Source organism: Pedobacter suwonensis, assembly GCF_007833675.1.
GTDB lineage: Bacteria > Bacteroidota > Bacteroidia > Sphingobacteriales > Sphingobacteriaceae > Pedobacter > Pedobacter suwonensis.
This window is the reverse complement of record NZ_CP031708.1, coordinates 925,017-945,554: the sequence shown is the minus strand read 5'-3', so window position 1 is coordinate 945,554 and position 20,538 is coordinate 925,017. Positions and strand designations below refer to the sequence as shown.

General features: G+C 42.8%; 8 protein-coding genes. 4 read left to right on the top strand and 4 right to left on the bottom strand.

The genetic code is table 11. The annotated features are described in order from the left end of the window. Positions 1-526 precede the first annotated feature (526 nt). Together DV942_RS03720 and DV942_RS03715 are read left to right on the top strand one after the other, a co-directional pair. Positions 527-2,284 (top strand): DEAD/DEAH box helicase, encoded by a 1,758-nt coding sequence (locus DV942_RS03720; RefSeq protein WP_145855378.1) that lies wholly within the window; start codon positions 527-529, stop codon positions 2,282-2,284. Next, the gene (locus tag DV942_RS03715) at positions 2,281-3,417 is read left to right on the top strand and encodes a hypothetical protein (RefSeq protein ID WP_145855376.1); all 1,137 of its coding nucleotides are present in this window, start codon (positions 2,281-2,283) and stop codon (positions 3,415-3,417) included. Before DV942_RS03720 ends, DV942_RS03715 begins: the two co-directional genes overlap by 4 nt. A 370-nt stretch (positions 3,418-3,787) precedes the next feature. On the opposite strand, the gene DV942_RS03710 is transcribed toward DV942_RS03715, so the two are convergent. After that, positions 3,788-4,069, bottom strand: a complete 282-nt coding sequence (locus DV942_RS03710; RefSeq protein ID WP_145855374.1) for a helix-turn-helix domain-containing protein — start codon at positions 4,067-4,069, stop codon at positions 3,788-3,790. Between the two features lie 348 nt (positions 4,070-4,417). On the opposite strand from DV942_RS03710, the gene DV942_RS03705 reads away from it, so the two are divergent. Next, positions 4,418-5,737 carry a hypothetical protein gene (locus DV942_RS03705; RefSeq protein WP_145855372.1) on the top strand — a complete coding sequence of 440 codons (1,320 nt, stop codon included), beginning with the start codon at positions 4,418-4,420 and terminating at the stop codon, positions 5,735-5,737. Positions 5,738-8,812: 3,075 nt separating this feature from the next. Here DV942_RS03705 and DV942_RS03700 read toward each other — a convergent pair. The 3 genes from DV942_RS03700 to DV942_RS03690 form a co-directional block, all read right to left on the bottom strand. Further along, positions 8,813-9,733 (bottom strand): PorP/SprF family type IX secretion system membrane protein, encoded by a 921-nt coding sequence (locus DV942_RS03700; RefSeq protein WP_145855370.1) that lies wholly within the window; start codon positions 9,731-9,733, stop codon positions 8,813-8,815. Between the two features lie 8 nt (positions 9,734-9,741). Next, a complete protein-coding gene (locus tag DV942_RS03695) occupies positions 9,742-15,513 on the bottom strand; it encodes a lamin tail domain-containing protein (RefSeq protein WP_145855368.1) in 5,772 nt (1,923 codons plus the stop codon). A 2,504-nt stretch (positions 15,514-18,017) separates the two neighbouring features. After that, a complete protein-coding gene (locus DV942_RS03690) occupies positions 18,018-18,638 on the bottom strand; it encodes an L-threonylcarbamoyladenylate synthase (protein ID WP_145855366.1) in 621 nt (206 codons plus the stop codon). Positions 18,639-18,721: 83 nt separating this feature from the next. Here DV942_RS03690 and DV942_RS03685 point away from each other — a divergent pair, with 83 nt between their 5' ends. After that, positions 18,722-20,383 (top strand): FMN-binding glutamate synthase family protein, encoded by a 1,662-nt coding sequence (locus DV942_RS03685; protein ID WP_134203802.1) that lies wholly within the window; start codon positions 18,722-18,724, stop codon positions 20,381-20,383. The last annotated feature ends 155 nt before the right edge of the window (positions 20,384-20,538 follow it).

The following is a 20,538-nucleotide window of genomic DNA, read 5'->3' as shown; positions in this document are numbered from 1 at the left end:
TTAGATTCATTTAAGATCTTTAATGACAATGTATTGGATTTAATGATTAGAAATATCTTTATCATAAAGTGAAATTTAATTGTAGATTTAGGGAATAACACTCTCAATGTCAATACAGGATTCTAAACAAAAAGCTGATCAGCTTAGAAAAGCAAAACAATTCGAAGAAGCATTGTTCATCTATCAAAAGCTTTCGGAGGATGAAAAATCTGCATGGAATAGCTTTTTCGTTGCACTATGCTTAAGGCAACCAATCAATTGGATGATTGTCGAAAATTTCATCAATTTATTTTCCAATATGCAAACTATGAAGACTGAACGACTTTGGTAGATTATAAACAATGCATAAAGGATTAGGATTATCACTATTTCTTAGATGCAGGTAAAAAGATTTTAATGCAATTGTTAGGATGCGAAACCAGTTATTATGTAAGGTAAATAAAATATTTGACTCATTTTATTTTGCAGTATTTTTCAATAAACTTAGATTTTTATCTATTTCATATTAAATTTAAATAAAGGCTTGATGTCATACTTCTCAAAACAATACGAAAAATTATCATACCCTATTTCAGAAAATGGTAGTAAAGGTTTCCGCAATGCACAAATCGGCGCACTGCATTCAATTTCTGGTCATTTCACATTGCATGATAAAGAGCCAGCAATAGTAGTTATGCCTACAGGAACAGGTAAAACAGGTGTACTAATGGCCTCTGCTTTTGCCCTAAGGGCAAAAAGAGTTCTTATTATTACCCCAAGTAAATTAGTTCGAGAGCAAATAGCAAACGGATTTGCCTCGTTAAACTTACTTACAGGTAATGGTATATTACCCGAAGTTATTGCAAAGCCAAAGGTAAAAGAACTTAAGAATAAAATTGACACACAAGAGAAGTGGGAGGAACTAGAACAATACGATGTTGTTGTAGCTACTACATTTGGATTACCCGTACACTTATGGAGTGTAAATCCATCAATGGAATTGTTTGATTTATTGCTAATTGATGAAGCACATCATAGCCCAGCACAAACTTGGAACAATCTCATTCAGTATTTTAAGCCTGCCAAGAAGGTTATGTTTACCGCGACGCCCTTTAGAAGAGATAAAAAGGAAATAAAAGGAAAGTTTATCTATAATTATCCAATTTCGAAAGCATTTAGTGACGGAATATTTGGCACTATTGATTTCATTCCCGCCATCCCTTATTTAGAAGAATCACACGATTTAACTTTGGCTAAGTTGGCTGAAAAAACATTTAATAGCGATAAGGCTAATGGATTCAAGCATAACATAATGGTTAGAACAAATACTAAGGTGCATGCTAAGCAATTATTGGGGGTTTATGAAAAGAACACTAAACTTAAATTAAAACAGGTTGACAGTACGCAGACTGAAAAGCAAGTAACTGAAGCGATTTCTAGATTAGCTGATGGTACGTTGGACGGCATAATTTGTGTAGACATGTTAGGGGAAGGATTTGACTTTCCCAATTTGAAAATTGGAGTTATTCATGAACCGCATCAGTCATTAGCTATTACACTTCAATTTATTGGACGATTCGCGAGAACAAATGCTAAAAATATTGGTGCAGCAAAATTTATCGCTATACCTAATGAAGTTAATTTTCTCAAATTAGAACTTTATGCGGAAGGTGCTATTTGGAAAGATATTATTCACGAAATAAGTGAAAGAACTATTGAAAGTGAAATAGAAGTTCGCGAAACTTTTGAAGTGTTTGAAGATATGCCAGTTGATTTTGAGGATGATCGAGATGTATCACTTTATTCGCTGAAGCCTGGATTTCATGTGAAAATATATGATGTAAATAAATCAATAAATATAAAACAACTTCTAACAATACCCGATAACAATGTCGACAAATACTTTGTAAGTACAGAACTCAACGTTGCAGTGTTCCTTACTAAGGAAGTTAAAAAGCCCAGATGGTTAACTACTGATGAATTAGTTAATGTTAATTTTAATCTTTTTATTGTTTACTACGATAGAGATAATAATTTAATGTACATCAACTCAACCAGGAAGACGGTAGACACCTACAAACAGATCGCATCTCAATATTTAGGTGAGAATCCAAGGCAACTATCTACAGAATTTGTACATCGCGTTATATCAGGTTTGAGTAGCCCAGAAGTTTTTAATCTAGGATTAAGAAATAAAAATGCGGTTAATAATGCAGAGTCATACTTAATGAAAACTGGTTCACATGTTCAAAATGCCTTAAAATCAAATGAATTAAATTTGTACGAGGGGGGCATATGTTTTTGAGGGGCCAAGAAAACAGTGAATTTAAAACTATTGGATATAGTAGTTCTAGCAAAGTATGGAGTAATTACTCAGCAAAAATTACAGAGTTTTTAGCTTGGTGCGATGTGCTTTCGGTCAAAATAAATAGCACTGATGAGATAAGGACTTATACTGAGATTGATAGGATTAACTTTAGAAAAGTGGTAGATAAAATCCCTTTAAATCCGATTTTTGCAGTATGGCCTTCAGAGTTCTTCAAAAATAATCTACAATATTATTTTGAATCAGGGACGACTAAAATTGAAGGTAGCATTATTGATCTTGACATCAAGATCAATAGTGGCACTAATAATAAAATAGAATTTGAAGTCACAAGCCAATTTCTTTCGCAAAAGATGACTTTTGATCTAGATCATTTCTTTAAGAATAGTGGGGCGGACATTTTATGGCTAATTGATCAAGAATCAGGGGAAATGGTTACGCTTGCTGACTACTTAAATGAGTTTCCATTATTATTTTATTTCCAAGATTTTACTTCACTAAGACTTAATGAAGTTAGTTCAAGAGTGGCCAGAGAGTATGCATTAATTAACCCTGATAAAATTGAAACTATCGATTGGTCTGATACTGATATTACAGCAGAATTTGATGGAAACAAAGCGGGCAAGAAACATATTCATGAAAAGTTAGAAGAAGTATTGAACTTGAGAGCACCACAAATACTTATTTATGATCACGGGTCTGGTGAAACTGCGGATTATGTGTTGTTTTGCGAAAAGACAGATATTATTGAAGTAGAATTATACCACTGCAAGGGTGCAGGGGGAGCAAAACCTGGAAGTCGTGTTGGAGATTTCTATGAGGTGTGTGGACAGTCAGTTAAATCTAGTATGTACACTAATGTAAATGCCTTAAAGAAGAAGCTTAAATGGAGGCTAAATAGCGTTACAACATCTAAATTTATTATAGGGGACATGACGACTTTAAATAATTTATATTCAAAAAACAAAATGTTTCAATTCAAAATCTTTGCAGTTCAGCCTGGTCTATCCAAGGTTGATATTGATTCTAAGATAAATGAATTATTATCAGCAACTGAAAGCTATATTGAACAGGGAGATCAACTGAAATTTAGAATTTTGTGTTCTGCCTAACACTAGAACGGCAATCTAAATTTCATTAGAAGTTAATCTTATGGCCCTAAAATAATGTTCTTAATTACCATTGTAGCGTAACATTTGAAACATAAAAAGAGTAGGGAAATCAAACATTGGAATACTCAGTACAAATAATTATTAAGACCAATAAGTATTTAATGATTATGAGTGTAAAATCTTCCTAATAGATCTAATCGTTATTGCCGAAAAGCATCATTTTTATTATGAACTTTTCCTTGTTCAGACAAAGCCCAATCATCTCTGGCTTTTAATTTTTATCGCTATTTGTCTATTTATTTTGCAATATCTTCACTTTCTCTCGTTCGCTTATTTACCCAAAGCCGGGATCGTTCTTCTTTAGAAAGAACTATTTTTTTTGTTTTCTACTTTTAGCTGCTAATGCTTCTTGCTCTGCAATGGTGTTTAGTTTAACTCCTTTATAAATCGTCTTGGCCATATCGCCAGGCTCAACATCTAATGCAAGCGCTATCAAGTATAGTTCTTCTCCAGAAAGCTTAGTGCTTGCGTCATTACTTAGCAGGCTTAAGCGAGATTCAGTAATACCCGTCTTTCTGTAAATTTCTGCCTTGTTAGCAGATTTCAAAATTAAGTATTTGCCAAGTTCTGTAAGCTCCGACTTCTTTTTCACGTTAATTGTTTTTTGATAAACTTACCAAGTGAAAGTTTTACTTAATAATTTTCGTACTTTTCATTTGATTATTTAAAGAATACTTTAGAATATCTAAACTTTTATTATTATATTCGTGAATAAATTAGGTATTAATAAAGAGTCTCGGCTACCAAATTCTCACAATAAACAGCCAACGAGACAATAGATTAATGCCTATGGTGATATTTTGCGTAATTTAGTGCGCACTATAGCATCATGGGCTCTATTGTAATTCCGTTGGCAAGGCCGTGAGAAGCCCGGTAGATGGTATTTAGAGCCCAGCTATAGTGTTTCTTCATACCACAAGACTCGTAAAATCATACGAGTATGAAAGCTAAATCCATTACCATTGCAGGGAAACCGCTTTCGCGGTTTTATCAACTGCCTTTAGAAAAGGGGAGCAGGGTGTTAAGGTTAGCGGTGCTGGAGCAGATCGCTAGCGATCCGATAGTTATCGGATGGCATAGCGCATTTAGCGTAGGTAAAAAGCCTGAGCCCTTGGCCATCACATCGCTTTCTTTTGATCAGGGTTTGTTAACCGTTCATGTTAAATTGGAAGGAGAGGAGGCAAGGGTTTATATCGCGGTAGAATACGATTGCCTGCTGGTGAGCTGTAGTGTTGATACGGATGAAAGCTACCTTGGGCGTTATGCTTACCTTACTTTGCGGGCCATGATGCGGAACGGTTACTGCGATTTCCAGCAATATTACTGGCCGGCATGTTTTGCTTTGGGCAACAAGCGGTCGAGCTATGTAGATGTGGTGAAGAAACCTGGTGGTTTAGCCATTACGTTGAAGAAAAAGTTTAGCGGTTTGTTCAGGCCTGGTGATGACTTGCCGGATGTTACAGAACGCGCGGTAGTACCACGTGAAAGGTTGTTGAATAAACCGGTTACGGCGCGTTTGGCCCCGGTTAACATTGGCTATTGTTTCGCCAATACCGATCTGCTGAATTTCCACAGCAACCATTACCCTTTTTTAATTCCTTATGTTTTTGCGGCCACGGCCTACCTTAAAACGGTTAAATCTTTTAAACGGTTCGTGCTGAATCCGCATGATGTGGATGGCATTAGCCTCTCGCCACAACAGGAGGAGCTGAACAGCATTTGCTTCGCCATGAAAGAGATCGCTGCCATACGCTTTAACGCCAATGCCCACCTGCCAGAAAAGATAGCCGAAACCCATAAACTTAACGATGCTAACCAGCTGGCGCTTTTAAAATTGTGGAACAAGGCTTTACCGCTATTGATGCAACAACGTTTTACACACTACTTTTATACTTATGGCCTGCGCAATGTTACGGGCAAACCGGTAATGCGGGATATGAAACTGGTTGAATTTGCTATGGAGGTGCCTGTTTTAAGTTTCGTGTTAAAGGATGAGGGGGATTATTATGAACTGGAACTGAAGATTAAGGTAAAAGGGAAGTTGCTGCATCTGAATACGGATCAGCCCGGGCTGTTTTTGGTTTGTGATCGGGTTAAACCGTATTTATGGTATTTGCTTGAGGCGGAAATGGATTATAAACTGGTTTGGTTTTTTAGCAGGGTAAATTTTAAGGTGCAGGTGATTAAAGGGTATTATAGGGAGTTTTTTGAGGGGTTTGTAGAGGGGGTGGAGAAGTGGTATGAGGTGAAGAGGGGGTAAAGTTTTTCCGCTCTATGCCGCGGGGCATGGTACTTTGTCGCGCCAAAGTACCCAAAGCGCTTCGTCAATCCAGCAATGGGCCTTTTGCGCATAGTCCTAGCACATCAAAAAAACAGCGGCACTTTGTTTTGCTCGTTAGGGGTGATTGAAAGGTATTTGCAAACATGAAACACAAAACTCACTGCGTTTGAGGTTTGGTAGTGCTGGTTGTGCTGATCTGCACCTGTTTTTTTGATTCAGCTGGCCCTTGGGATTGACGGGCGTACTTCGGTAAGGGTTGTGGGGATGGTTAAAGGTGGTTGGCAAAGCGCCTTAAAGGATTACTACGAATGCGTGAGGATTAAAAAGAGTTATTTAAGCTAAATTTCTTATCGCTCTATGCCGCGGGGCATGGTACTTTGTCGCGCCAAAGTATCCAAAGCGCTTCGTCAATCCGGCAATGGGCCTTTTGCGCATAGCCACCACACATCAAAAAAACAGCGGCACTATGTTTTGCTTGTTAGGGGTGATTGAAAGGTATTTGCAAACATGAAGCACAAAACTCACTGCGTTTGAGGTTTGGTAGTGCTGGTTGTACTGATCTGCACCTGTTTTTTTGATTCAGCTGGCCCTTGGGATTGACGGGCGTACTTCGGTAAGGGTTGTGGGGATGGTTAAAGGTGGTTGGCAAAGCGCCTTAAAGGATTACTACGAATGCGTGAGGATTAAAAAGAGTTATTTAAGCTAAATTTCTTATCGCTCTATGCCGCGGGGCATGGTACTTTGTCGCGCCAAAGTACCCAAAGCGCTTCGTCAATCCGGCAATGGGCCTTTTGCGCATAGCCACCACACATCAAAAAAACAGCGGCACTATGTTTTGCTTGTTAGGGGTGATTGAAAGGTATTTGCAAACATGAAGCACAAAACTCACTGCGTTTGAGGTTTGGTAGTGCTGGTTGTGCTGATCTGCACCTGTTTTTTTGATTTATCTGGCCCTTGGGATTGACGGGCGTGCTTCGGTAAGGGTTGTGGGGATGGTGAAAGGTGGTTGGCAAAGCGCCTTAAAGGATTACTACGAATGCGTGAGGATTAAAAAGAGTTATTTAAGCTAAATTTCTTATCGCTCTATGCCGCGGGGCATGGTACTTTGTCGCGCCAAAGTACCCAAAGCGCTTCGTCAATCCAGCAATGGGCCTTTTGCGCATAGTCCTAGCACATCAAAAAAACAGCGGCACTTTGTTTTGCTCGTTAGGGGTGATTGAAAGGTATTTGCAAACATGAAACACAAAACTCACTGCGTTTGAGGTTTGGTAGTGCTGGTTGTGCTGATCTGCACCTGTTTTTTTGATTTATCTGGCCCTTGGGATTGACGGGCGTACTTCGGTAAGGGTTGTGGGGTTGGTGAAAGGTGGTTGGCAAAGTGCTTAAAGGATTACGAGGAACGCGTGAGGATTAAAAAGAGTTATATAAGCTAAATTTTTTATCGCTCTATGCCGCGGGGCATGGTACTTTGTCGCGCCAAAGTACCCAAAGCGCTTCGTCAATCCGGCAATGGGCCTTTTACGCATAGCCCTAGCACATCAAAAAAACAGCGGCACTTTGTTTAATCAGGTATGTTGGTTAGTTTTTTTGGTCTGATTGAGCCCTTCGGGGTTTGTGTCGGGTTGTGGTTAGTGAAAGTTAGTAGATTCCCCGCGACACAAAACTCACTGCGTTTGAGGTTTGGTAGTGCTGGTTGTACTGATCTGCACCTGTTTTTTTGATTTATCTGGCCCTTGGGATTGACGGTCGTACTTCGGTTAAGGTTTTGGGATTTTGAAAGGCAGTTTGCAAAGCGCCTAAATGATGTTTAAGGTCTTTGGATTTGTACTGCTGCAGCTGTTATTCCACCGCTCTCGCTTTGATCCTGCCTTGGGATATATGGATATGAAAGGAAGTGCAAAGATTTCCGTGCTTTTTCCGGCGAAAATCTGCGAGGCCAGATAGCATGGTGCAGAAATGACATTCATGTACCGATTCTCGTGAACTCTGAGGAGAACTCCCCTCCTGATTTAGGAGGGGCGGGGGTGGTAAATAGTCGTTGTTCCATCAATAAATCCGTCATTCCCGCGCAGGCGGGAACCACGTAGTGCTCAGCGAAGCTAATCTTAATGCAATCGCTATTTTCTTTTCCCTGGCTCGGGGCTTGCCTCGGCTCACCGCCGCCGAGGGGCTCTTTCTTTTCTCTTGGCCCAAAAGAAACAAACCTGAGCGCAGCGAAAGCATGCCTGCCGTTAAAAACAACAAACAAAAAGGCATAACTGAAAGGCTTGCATCGTTTTTTATGTGATCATATTGTTTTATCGGTATAAAGGATTGCTGTGCAATTCTTGTAAAAAGCTACGAAAATCTTATTTGCGGCAGCATCGAGGCTCTTAGGCTTGGCTTTGTCCCACCGCTCTCGCTTTGATCCTGCCTTGGGCTGTGGGGTTATGAGGGGAAGTGCAAAGCTTTCCGTGCTTTTTCCGGCGAAAATCTGCGAGGCCGGGTAGCAGGGAGCAGATAGCAAGGTTGCGTATTGCAGGATGTGATAATTTGTTTTTTAGTCCTTTCCCTTTGAGGGGAAAGGTGCCGATAGGCGGATAGGGGTTTAAAGGCGCTCGCTATAACGTGGTTCAAAGATTTCTCCATTTCGCTGCGCTACAGTCGAAAGGACGACCGATTGTTACTCAGAAAAATCTGCGAGGCCGGGTAGCATGGTGCCGATAGCACGGAGCAGATGGACTTCCTGTTTTCTGTCATCCTGAGCGTAGTCGAAGGATCTCCTTCCATCATATCCTAGGCCGGATAGCATGGTGCAGATCGCATTGCGCATATCGCAAGGTGCGTATTGCAGGATGCGATAATTTGTTTTTTAGTCCTTTCCCTTTCAGGGGAAAGGTGCCGATAGGCGGATAGGGTTACGAGCCTCTGTGTTCTCTGTGACTTACTCCATGCCCTCTGTGGTTAAAAAAAGCCACAGACTGAAAAAAATCTGCGGCTTTTGTCTTGTTGCATTAAGATCCCCGCATGCGCGAGATCCGATAGTAATCGGATGACGAATGCTGTTTTACATCATTATGGTTTCTTGCTAATATTTAAACGGATATTGACTTCAAAATCGCCATCGGTATAACCGCTAATGGCTGAAGTAGCCGTATTGTAGTAGGCCATAAAATACAGGGTCGATTTGTAATTCATCCCGAAACCAAAGGTAGCATTCTGCGTATTGTGGTACATGGCCATTACGTATAACTTATCGTTGGCGAAGTTTGCGTTTAAACCGGCATCCCATAAGTTTTCGTAATTTTTGATGCCCCTGAACACGCCTTTAGGCTCAAGGCTGATGCCGTTAATGCCCGACCCGAGCATAAACTTATAGCCTACTGCCGAATAAAAGGTGGGTTTGTTGGCATAGTTTAAATCATCTTTCCTGAAAACAGAACGCATATTGGGCACGGCACCCTCAACAGTTAATCCTTTTGAGGTATAAGAGATCCCGAAATCGCCATCCAGATAATAACCCCTATCGTTAAAACGGGCGATGGATGGATCGTTAATATCGCTGTTTCTTATACTGTTCAAATCGAGTTTATCCTGACTGGCACCAAAAGAGATCCCGAAATTTAATTTCTGATCGTCGCTGTTTAGCGGCAGGTGATAGGCAAAGGTACCCACAGCCTTGGTGCGCTGGATGCCGCCCGATTTCTCGTTGTAGATGTTTACGCCCCAACCCAATTTATTTACCTGCTGATCGAGGGTTACGCTTTGGGTAATGGGTGCGCCCGGAATGTTAGACCATTGCTTGCGGAAACTGCCGTTGATGTTAAAACCTTCGTTAATGCCCGCCATTGATGGGTTTACGAGGTAACGGTTCTGAAAATACTGTGCATTGAGTGGAAGGATCTGTGCTTGTACAGATCCTAAAAATAATGTGCCTGCAGCAAATAGAAACGTTACGCGACGCATTTGCTTTATGTTTTTGGTAATTGCTCTCATGTCTGTAATTAGTCTCTAATGATGTTGATGTAACCTTTAAATGTACCGATGCCGTTGCCTAAATCGATGATGTAATAATAGGTTCCTTCGTTTAAGGGGCTACCGTTTATGGTTCCGTCCCAATCGTTGGCATAGGTATGTTTGGTGTATAATATCCTTCCGGCCTTATCGAAAATCTTTAAGGTGTTGTTTGGATAGTAATCGATGTTCTTCACGATAAATTTATCGTTGTAACCATCGCCATTAGGGGTAATTACGGTACTGGCTTCGAGTTTATAATCTTCTACTACGGTAATGGCAATGTTTTGATCGTTTGCACAACCGCTCGCATTGGTTACGGTAACGCGGTAAGTACCGCTCTGTTTCGGGCGGATGGTTAGGGCTGCGGTGTTCTGTCCACTCACGATATCTGCGCCTGTCCAGCTGTACTGCCCACCGCCTGTAGCGGTTAAAACAAGCGCTTCACCTTTAGAAATGGATAAACCTTTATTGCTGCTGATGGAAACTACCGGTAAAGCATTTACGGTGATGGTAGCCGACCCGGTTTGGGTTTGGCCGCAGTTGGCATCTTTTACATTGACCAAATTATAGGTAAATGCCCCGGCTATATTGGTAGGTGCCGATACGGTTACCGATGCACTTGCTGCGGTAGTGCTTATTGTTTGGCTCGCCCCGCCGTTAATGTTGTAGGTAAAGGTATAAGGTGCCGTTCCGTTTGCGCCGGTAAAGGTGATGGTTTGAGGCGCACCATTTAAACAAACGGCAGCTGTGCCGGTAATGCTGGCGGTAGCGGTTGAGGTTACGGTTAATTTAAAAGTTTTAGTGGTTTTATCCACTCCTCCAAAATCTGTTCCGCCATTATCCATTACGGTAACCGTAATATTGGCCACTCCACTTACATTGTTTTTTAAGTGGTAAGTAATGGTTCCTTTATCGGCACCGTTTGCGGCTACGCTTAATACATCAAACAGGTTGGCATTATCTGAAGTTACGGAAAGGGTAGTGTTCTGCGTATTTTCTGGGCCGGCAGAAATTCCGGTTAAAGCAATCGTCTGGTTGGCTGCTGTGTAACAAACAGCCTGATCGGCCACGGCATTAATCGTTGGCGTACCATTACCAAATAAATACCTGGTTCTGATCGGGTAATGATCGGTTGTGGTAGAACTGTAGTTGGTTACCAGGTTTTTAACGCCATCCAAAACCTCGGCCGAAGCCGGAATATAGTTGAGATTGAGGCTTTTGCTAATGATTACGTTATCGATTACGGTATTAAAGCCGGCTGTAGATTGTTTTCCGGCTAAGCTTAAAGGCAGGGTAACCGGGAAATAATTGGCTGCATCCTGTGTAAAATCGACATACGAAGTGCCGGTACCTGCAGGCATTGGGGCAATGGTTTTATCGGCATCGAGTACATCGTTAAAATCGCCCAGGATGATGATTTTTTTGCCCGCAAGGTTGGCATCCAGCCAATCTTTTAATTGTTTGTTCCCTGCTTTCCTGCGATTGTAAGAATCAATCTGATCGGCAGTGGTTCCGGTATTGGCCTTGGCATGAATCTCGACGAAATAAACCGTATCCAGTTTATTGTTGATCTTCACCTGGGCCTGCATCATATAAGGGAAACGGCCTGAAGACCAGTTTTTGTAAGGTGTACCATCGGCACTGGTTGAAGGTACGGCCGGGTTGTAGGTGTCTCTTAAAATACCGAGGGTAGAAATGGGTTTAATCAGATCGGTACGGTACATAAAGGCCAGTTTCTGTGCCAATGGATAATCGGCATCGGCTTTATTATCGGCATATGACCCAAACTCGCTGAATACCACATTGTAGCCGGCAGGTAAAACGGTATTTTTAAACAAAGTGGTATCTACCACCTCTGCAAAGCCGTAAATATCTGCATTGAGGTTATTTACAACCGTTTTTACATTGGCCGCCTGTAAGGCATCGTTTGATGGATCTTGTGCCGGGCTGCCAAACCATTCGATGTTCCAGTTGACCACTTCAAGGGTATTGGAAACATCGAAGGTGTTTCCGCTTAAGGCTACGGTTTTATTTGCCGAACCGGAAGTGGCAATAGTTACATTACCGGTATAACTGGTATTTGCCGCGGTTGGCGAAAATTTAACATAAACAGTTGGCGAAGTATTGTTGATATCGGCTTTTGGATAGGAGATGGTATTGCTATAGGTTCCGGTACTGGTTTTAGACAGTGTGAAGTTGGCCGGAGCAGTTAAGGTAACATCGCCCGTTAAGTTCCCTGCAGAAAAACCAAAGCTATTTGCTGCTGAAGTGGTATTGGCCGCCTGGAAGCCGAAACTGATGCTCGATGGCGACGTAGTAATGTCGACCGCAGGTGGCGTGTTCGAATCGGTTACCGCAAAATCATCAACTGTCCAGCGGCTGGCTGATGAAGTGGTAGAATTATATACAATAGCTATATAAACTGGTGTAGCCTTATAGGCTGATAAATCGATGTTATCTGATTTGGTCCATTTATCGGAACCGGTTTCAGGGAATTTACCATCCAGATTGGTCCACGTGGCCAGTGCGGGATTACCTGAACCCGTATAATTGGTCGATATTTTTAACTGCAGTTTATCTCCTGCGAAAGCAGATCTTGTCCAGAAGGATAAAATGGCGTAATTGAATGATGAAATATTTAATGCCGGAGAGATTAACCAGTCTTCGTTAAGGATGTTCCCGCCCGAGTAACCATTAATCTGCACGGCATTGCCTGCACTGCCCGCACCAGTTGGGTCGGAAGCATCGTGACCAAAAGTTGTGGTACAGCCCCAGGTTTGCGGACCGGTTACGCTGTACTGGTAAAAACCATCTGATAAGGCTGCACTGCCCACCGTAGTACAGTTTTCGAAATTGAAAGCCGTTTGGTTAGGATCAATAGCCGGACCACTTAAAGCCAGTGAAACTGAGGTGGCACCTGCGCTGGCATGTAAAATAGCCCCGTTTGCGTTACCCACTGCTGTTGGACTGAATTTTACATAAACCGTTTGGTTGGTGGCTAAATCTGCAACGGTATAGCTAAGGGTGTTGGCAAACGTAGTATTATCTTTCGAAATGGAAAAAGGACCAGTTACCGTAAGCGTAGTATTGTTGGTTAAATTACCTGCTGATAAAACATAAGTTTTGGCTGCAGAAGTGGTATTAATGGCCTGGTTACTGAAAGCCAATGTTTTTGGCGTAACTACCAAATATGGACCTGACGTCGACACCGGTTCTGTTACCGAGCTGTTTTGTGGATTCGGTGTTCTGACAATAAAATCAGCAGCATTTTGATCACTATCATAGCCGTTACCGGCAAATTCTTCTGTACCACCCGTACCCATGGTGGTGGCATCTGATGTGGCGCTTGCTTTTCTTTCTATAGAAGAGGTATTGCTTGGTGCCGGTGCAGGGGCGGTGCCTTCAAAGCCGTTGGCTGTAACACCAAAACCTACCAGATCGATAACTGTTGCGCCTGTTGGTAAACTACCGGTTTGTGCGGTAATGCTATTGCTTAATAGTACTTTACCTGCGGTACCACTCATGGTAATGGTGCCGATTTTATCAGGTGTTGGCAGATTGGTGGTGCCGCCTGTACCTGCCGATTGCTGAATGAGGTAAAATCCTTTTGGTGCAATGGAACCAGATAATGTTGTTACCGTCCAGTTGCCTGTACCTGTTGCGCTGGCATACTGCACGCTCCAGCCTGTTAAATCAACAGCACTAAGTGTTGGATTGTATAACTCGATAAAGTCGTTTTTATAAACTGCACCCGAGTTGCCACCGCCACCATAAACTTCAGAAATAACCACATGGTTAGCACCTGTTGGCTCTTTTACTGATGAGTTTTGAGGATTAGGGGAAGTAACAACAAAATCAGTACTGTTGTTATCGGTATCGTAGCCGTTACCGTTAAATTCTTCTGCACCTCCAACCGCTAAAGTAGCCGCTGTAGATGTGGCGCTTGCCTTACGTTCAATAGAAGTGGTATTAGAAATTACAGGTGTAGGTGCGGTTTCGAAACCTGTAGCCGGGCCAAAACCTACTTTATCTACCACAGCTGCGGTTGATGGATTGGCACCTGTTAAAAGCACGTTCGAATTGCTTAATATTACTTTTCCGGTTGTACCAGATAAGGTTAACGTTCCGATGGCATCTGGTGTAGGCAAATTAACCGTTCCGCCCGCACCAATAGCCTCCTGAACTAAATAGAAACTTTTTGCCGGGATACTGCCGGTTAAATCTGTTCTGGCCCAGGTACCTGTACCGGTAGCGTTTAAATACTGTACACTCCATCCGGTTAAATCAACTGCGATATTGCCCGGGTTGTACAATTCGATAAAGTCGTTTTTGTAGGTTGCACCGGTGTTGCCGCCACCTCCATACACTTCTGAGATTACGATATGTGTGGCTGCTGCAGGCGGTGTTGTGCCTACGCCTGCCGTAGTGATGTTTTGTGTACTTGCGCCATTACTTGAGATACTGATATTGCCTGATTCAGGGCCTGTAGTTGTAGGGCTGAAGCGTACGGAAACTGTTTTGCTTGTGGCTAGTTCAGCCACGGTATACACTAAAGAAGTGCTATAGGTTACATTATCTTTTGAAAGATAAAAAGATGCCGTGGTGGTTACATTAACCACATCAGTTAATCCCGATGCACTCAAATTAAAAGTTTGTGCGGTAGAATTGGAACCTGTATTTTGAGAGCCAAAATCGAAAGCCGTTTGGTTTACCGTTAAAATGCTTGATAGTCCGTTTCCGCTTACGGCAACGTTAACAGGGCTTGCGCCGGTGCTGGTATTGGTAATGGTACCGCTGGCATTGCCTGCAGCTGTTGGACTAAAACGTACATAAACCAATGGCGAGGCCGCAACCTCGGCGGTAGTATAACTGATGGCGTTGCTGAACGTAACATTGTCTTTTGAGACAGAGAAGGGTGCCGTAGCATTTACTGAAACGTTTGCAGTAAGATTGGCGCCACCTAAAGTATAACTTTGTGCGGTAGACTTTGAGTTGATATTCTGATCGCCGAAAACCAATGCGGTATTAGATGCCGATAAAACCGGTGTAGCGGTAGTGCTGCCATTTGGTGTAATGCTAAAATCGTCGATCGCGTAAATACCGTCGCTTCCTAAATCGTCGGTGTCTGTCCAGCGGATATAAAGTGTGGCGCCATTTACCCATGTAATGCTGGTGATGCTTCCCGAAATAGCTGTTTGGTTGGCAGGAAGGTTTCCGTCAACACCAGCTGCAGCAGTCGTAGTGGTTAACTTTTCGTTAAGATCCATGCCTGTAAGCGGCAACCATGTGGCCGAAGCATCGGCAATGCTGGTGGCGTTAAAGCTGTATTCGAAGTTTAATTTTTCGTTTACGGTAGCGTTTGAACCGGTTCTCCACTGTTCCATTACACCCGATAAATCGATTGAAGTTACGGTAGCGCCTGTGTTATTCTGGAAGCCGGCACCAAATCTGGGTACCAACGCGCCAGAGGCCAAACTCCCTAAAGAGCGATCGGCCGCTCCGGCAGTACCCACATTGTATGCCGCACCGCTGTTTGATGAAGTGCTGTAAACCACTAGTGGTAAGGCCGAACCAACGGTTGCGGTATTTGTACCGCTGGCTTTAACGGCGCTCCATCCGGCAACGGTTGAAGTCCCGGTAGATGTCATACCGTCAAAATTTTCTGATTTAGCTGTGTTTATTGCCGTTAATGAAACCTGGGCAGATAAATAGTTAACAAAAACCAGAAGAAATAAAATAAACAGTAAAGGTTTTTTCATAGAATAAATTATTGTTTACAACAAATGTATATGCAATTGCCTTATTATCAGATTAATTTAATGTTAATTCGAAAAAATGTGGAAAAATAAATGTAATGTGGGGTAATTTTATGGTTGTGTAAACGTTATTGTGATTTTTAAATAATATAGTAATGTTTAGTGGAGAGATCCTTGGCCTTTTCATAAACACTGTTCGTCATTCCCGCGCAGGCGGGAATCTTAATGCATTAGCCCTTTGCTCGGGCTTGCCTCGGCTCACCGCCGCCGAGGGGCTCTTACCTTTTTCTTGATAAAAAGGTAACCAAAAATCAAGGCTTGGATCTGATGTCGGATAAATTCGTCAAAGCTTTGAGGTCGCCAGCACAAGCCCCGATGAAGAATCGGGGAGGGCGTGCTGCCTCTGGGCAGTGGTAGTTCGAAAGGAGGTACAAAAGCTTTAACGTTTTCTCCTTCCATCATATCCTAGGCCGGATAGCAGGGTGCAGATAGCGAGGTGCATAAAAATATTCATGTATTGATTCTTATGAAACTATGAGGGGAACTCCCCTCCTGATTTAGGAGGGGCGGGGGTGGTCAATAGAACTGATTTAAAAGATCCTTCGCTGCGCTTAGGATGACAGCAAAAAAACGCAGTTCTTCCGATCCACGGCTTTTCGTTTTAACATCAATCTAAATTTGCTTTAAAATCTGTTAGACGTTGCATTAAGATCCCCGCCTGCGCGAGGATGACGGATCATTCTTTAAAATTAAAGGGGAACTCCCCTCCTGCAGGAGGGGCTGGGGAGGTTTTGCCCCTGGCTCGGGCCTGCTCGGCTCACCGCCGCCGAGGGGCTCTTTCTTTTGGCTTGGCCCAAAAGAAACAAAAACCCAAGGCTAGCATCCTTTCTTGTAAAAAGCTACGGAAATCTTGATAGCGGCAGCATCCAGGCTCTTAGCCCTTGCTTTATTCCTTCGCGCTCGCTTTGATCCTGCCTTGGACTGTGGGGATATGAAAGGAAGTGCAAAGATTTCCGTGCTTTTTCCGGCGAAAATCTGCGAGGCCGGTTAGCAGGGTGCAGATCGCATGGTGCATAAAAATATTCATGTATTGATCCTTGTGAACTATGAGGGGAACTCCCCTCCTGATTTAGGAGGGGTGGGGGTGGTTATGAGGAGAATTCTATTTCAGTCCTTTCCCTTTAAATGGAAAGGTGCCGATAGGCGGATAGGGATTTAAGGCGTTCGCTACAATACGGTTGTCATTACCACGCAGTGCTCGGCGAAGCCAATCTTAAAGCGGTTGCTATTTTCTAGCCCATAGCTCAGGCTTGCCTCGGCTCACCGCCGCCGAGGGGCTCTTTCTTTTCTCTTAATAGAAAAGAAACAAACCTGAGCGCAGCGAAAGCATGCCTGCCGTTAAAAACAACAAACACAAAGGCATAACTGAAAGGCTAGCATCCTTTCTTGTAAAAGGCTACGGAAATCTTGATAGCGGCAGCATCGAGGCTCTTAGCCCCTGCTTTATTCCTTCGCGCTCGCTTTGATCCTGCCTTGGGCTGTGGGGATATGAGAGGAGGTGCAAAGCTTTCCGTGCTTTTTCCGGCGAAACTCTGCGAGGCCGGGTAGCAGGGTGCAGGTAGCGTGGAGTAGAGGGAATTCTTCTCTAGCTGTCATCTGAGGTACGAAGGATCTTTTAATTGCAGGTTATCGCGAAAAATACGTCATTTCGACCGTAGCGGAGAAATCTTTTAAATTAGGTTAATAGTGTACATTTTTGCCCATGGCTCGGGCTTGCCTCGGCTACCGATGAAAAATCGATACAGGTCCACCGCCGCCGATGGGCTCTTACCTTTTTCTTGATAGAAAGGTAACCAACCTGAGCGCAGCGAAAGCATGCCTGCCGTTAAAAACAACAAACACAAAGGCATAACTGAAAGGCTTGCATCTGTTTTTTATAAGATCATGTTGTTTTTATCGGTATAAAAGATTGCTACGCAATTCTTGTAAAAAGCTACGGAAATCTTGATAGCGGCAGCATCGAGGCTCTTAGCCCTTGCTTTTTTCCATCGCGCTCGCTTTGATCCTGCCTTGGGTTGTGGGAGTATGAAAGGAGGTGCAAAGCTTTCCGTGCTTTTTCCTGCGAAAATCTGCGAGGCCGGTTAGGATGGTGCAAAGAAAGGCATCCTTAGACTAGTCCCTATGTAACTATGAGTGGACACCATGTATCGTCATCTCGACCGCAGTGGAGAGATCTTTGGAATTGCATTGAAACTATGAGGGAAGCTCCTTTCATTAAGGCAGGATAGCAGGGTACAGATCACATGGAGCATATTGCAGGATACACTAATATGTGACTTATAGGTTGCCAACTTTGTTATTAAGCCTGATTGAAACGGAAAGCCCGGAGCGAGGCACGAGTGAGGACTTGAAGTGTAAAGCAGGGCAGGAGGCCGCCATATGGAACCGAATCGTTCACTTTCAAGAAAAGCAAACCAATTTATCTTTTTTATTGTACCGGAAAGCTTTTACAAATACTCTTCAATATTTCCCTTACCCTCACGAATGATTTCAAATTCACCTGTGGTGCAATCGATTACGGTAGAAGCTTCATTATCGCCATAACCACCGTCGATAACCAGATCAACCAGATCTTCATATTTTTCATGTATCAATTCAGGATCGGTAGAATACTCGATCACATCATCATCATCCTTTATTGAAGTCGAGAGGATAGGATTCCCCAGTTCTTTTGCAATGCAACGGGCAATGTTATTATCAGGCACCCGTATACCCACCGTTTTTTTATTGGAACTCAACAGTTTGGGTACATTGTTATTGGCATTGAAAATAAAGGTAAAAGGACCTGGAAGTGCTTTCTTTAATACCCTGAAAGTAGTATTGTCAATTGGTTTAATATAATCAGAAATGTGTTTTAAATCGTGACAGATAAACGAAAAATTTGCCTTTTCTGGTTTTATTCCACGTATCCTGCAGATTTTCTCGATCGCTTTCGGATTGGTGATATCGCAGCCCAAACCATATATCGTATCGGTTGGATAGATAATCAGGCCTCCTTTTTTTAGTACCTCAACAACCTGTTCTATAGCCCTTTGGTTGGGGTTTTCCGGATAAATCTTAATAAGCATAGCGTAAAAATAACAATTTAGTTGTGTCAGTTGTTTAATAATCTTAATCTTTATATTTACAAAACATACGCTAATCTGATTTTATGAGAAAAGCTTTCGTAGCGATTGCCGCATTTTTAATCGCCCTGACCATTATGCTGGGGCTTTACCATCCTTTTTTATGGTGGACATTCATTTTTACAGGTCCTTTTGTACTGCTTGGTATTTATGATTTATACCAGCCTAAACACAGTATCGTTAGGAATTACCCCGTATTTGGGCGTTTAAGGTATTTTATGGAAGAGTTGAGGCCTAAAGTGTACCAGTATTTTGTAGAAAGTGATACCAATGGTACACCTTATAACCGGTTAAACCGTTCGTTGATTTACCAGCGTGCCAAAACTGATAACGATACAATTCCATTCGGTACACAGTTAAATGTGTACGAAAACGGTTATGAGTGGTTAAGCCATAGCATTGCCGCTATTTCGCACCATGAGCTGAATTTAGATCCGCGCGTTACCGTGGGTGGCCCGGATTGTAAGAAACCTTATTCTGCCAGTATTTATAATATTTCGGCCATGAGCTTTGGTTCATTAAGTCAGAATGCTATTCTGGCATTAAATGGTGGTGCCAAACTGGGTAACTTTGCGCACAACACGGGCGAAGGCGGGATCAGTGATTACCACCGCCAGCCGGGTGGCGATTTAATCTGGCAGATTGGTACAGGTTATTTCGGTTGCCGTAATGCGGATGGTACTTTTAATTACGACGCTTATGCCGAACGTGCACAGGCTGATCAGGTGAAAATGATTGAGATTAAACTTTCACAAGGGGCAAAGCCTGGTCATGGGGGGATGCTGCCGGCTAAAAAGGTAACACCAGAAGTGGCCAGGATCCGTTTAGTGCCCGAAGGTAAAGATGTATTGTCGCCACCGGCGCATTCGGCATTTAATACACCTATCGGTTTATTGGAGTTTGTGAAAAAATTGCGTGATTTATCGGGCGGCAAACCCGTGGGGTTTAAATTGTGTATTGGCCGTAAAAGCGAATTTTATGCCATTTGTAAAGCCATGGTAGAAACCGGGATTTATCCAGATTTTATTACCGTTGATGGGGGCGAGGGTGGAACAGGTGCTGCACCACAGGAGTTCTCGAACTCGGTAGGTATGCCATTGCGTGAAGGGGTTGCCTTTGTGTATGATGTTTTAAATGGTTTTGACCTGAAAAAACACATTAAAATTATTGCTTCGGGTAAAGTGGCCACCGGTTTCGATCTGGTTAAGAATATTGCCCTGGGTGCTGATATGTGTAATGCCGCACGCGGAATGATGTTTGCTTTGGGCTGTATCCAGGCTTTGGAGTGTAACAGCAATACCTGCCCAACAGGGGTGGCTACGCAGGATCCGAGTTTAATGAAAGGTTTGGTGGTAGAAGATAAAACCGTTCGTGTTAAAAACTTCCATAACCTGACGGTGGCCAGCGCGGTAGAATTGCTTGGGGCTGCGGGTTTACGGGAAACGCATCAGTTAACGCGGGCCTATATCAACAGAAGGGTGAGTCCGAGTGTGATGCAGAGTTATTTAGAAACCTTTCCGTATATCCCGGCGGGTAGTTTATTGCAAACCCCGTATCCAACCCGTTACGAATTAGGCATGGCGCTAAGTACTTCAAAAAGTTTTGCCCCAACCGATTATAAAGTATCTGCAGTAGATTATTCGCATGCCAATCCGTACGGAGATACCGTACATGAGGATGGAAGATAGTATTTTCGAAGTCTTTTTAGATTAAAAAAGAGGTCACGGTTTTCAAAAACATGACCTCTTTGTTCTTTTTGGCTATTTTTTAGAAAAGCAGGTGCAGTAACATCTAGGTTAGCTCAGCCCTGCTTTTTGCTCCAAGTCCGCACTCGTACCTCGCT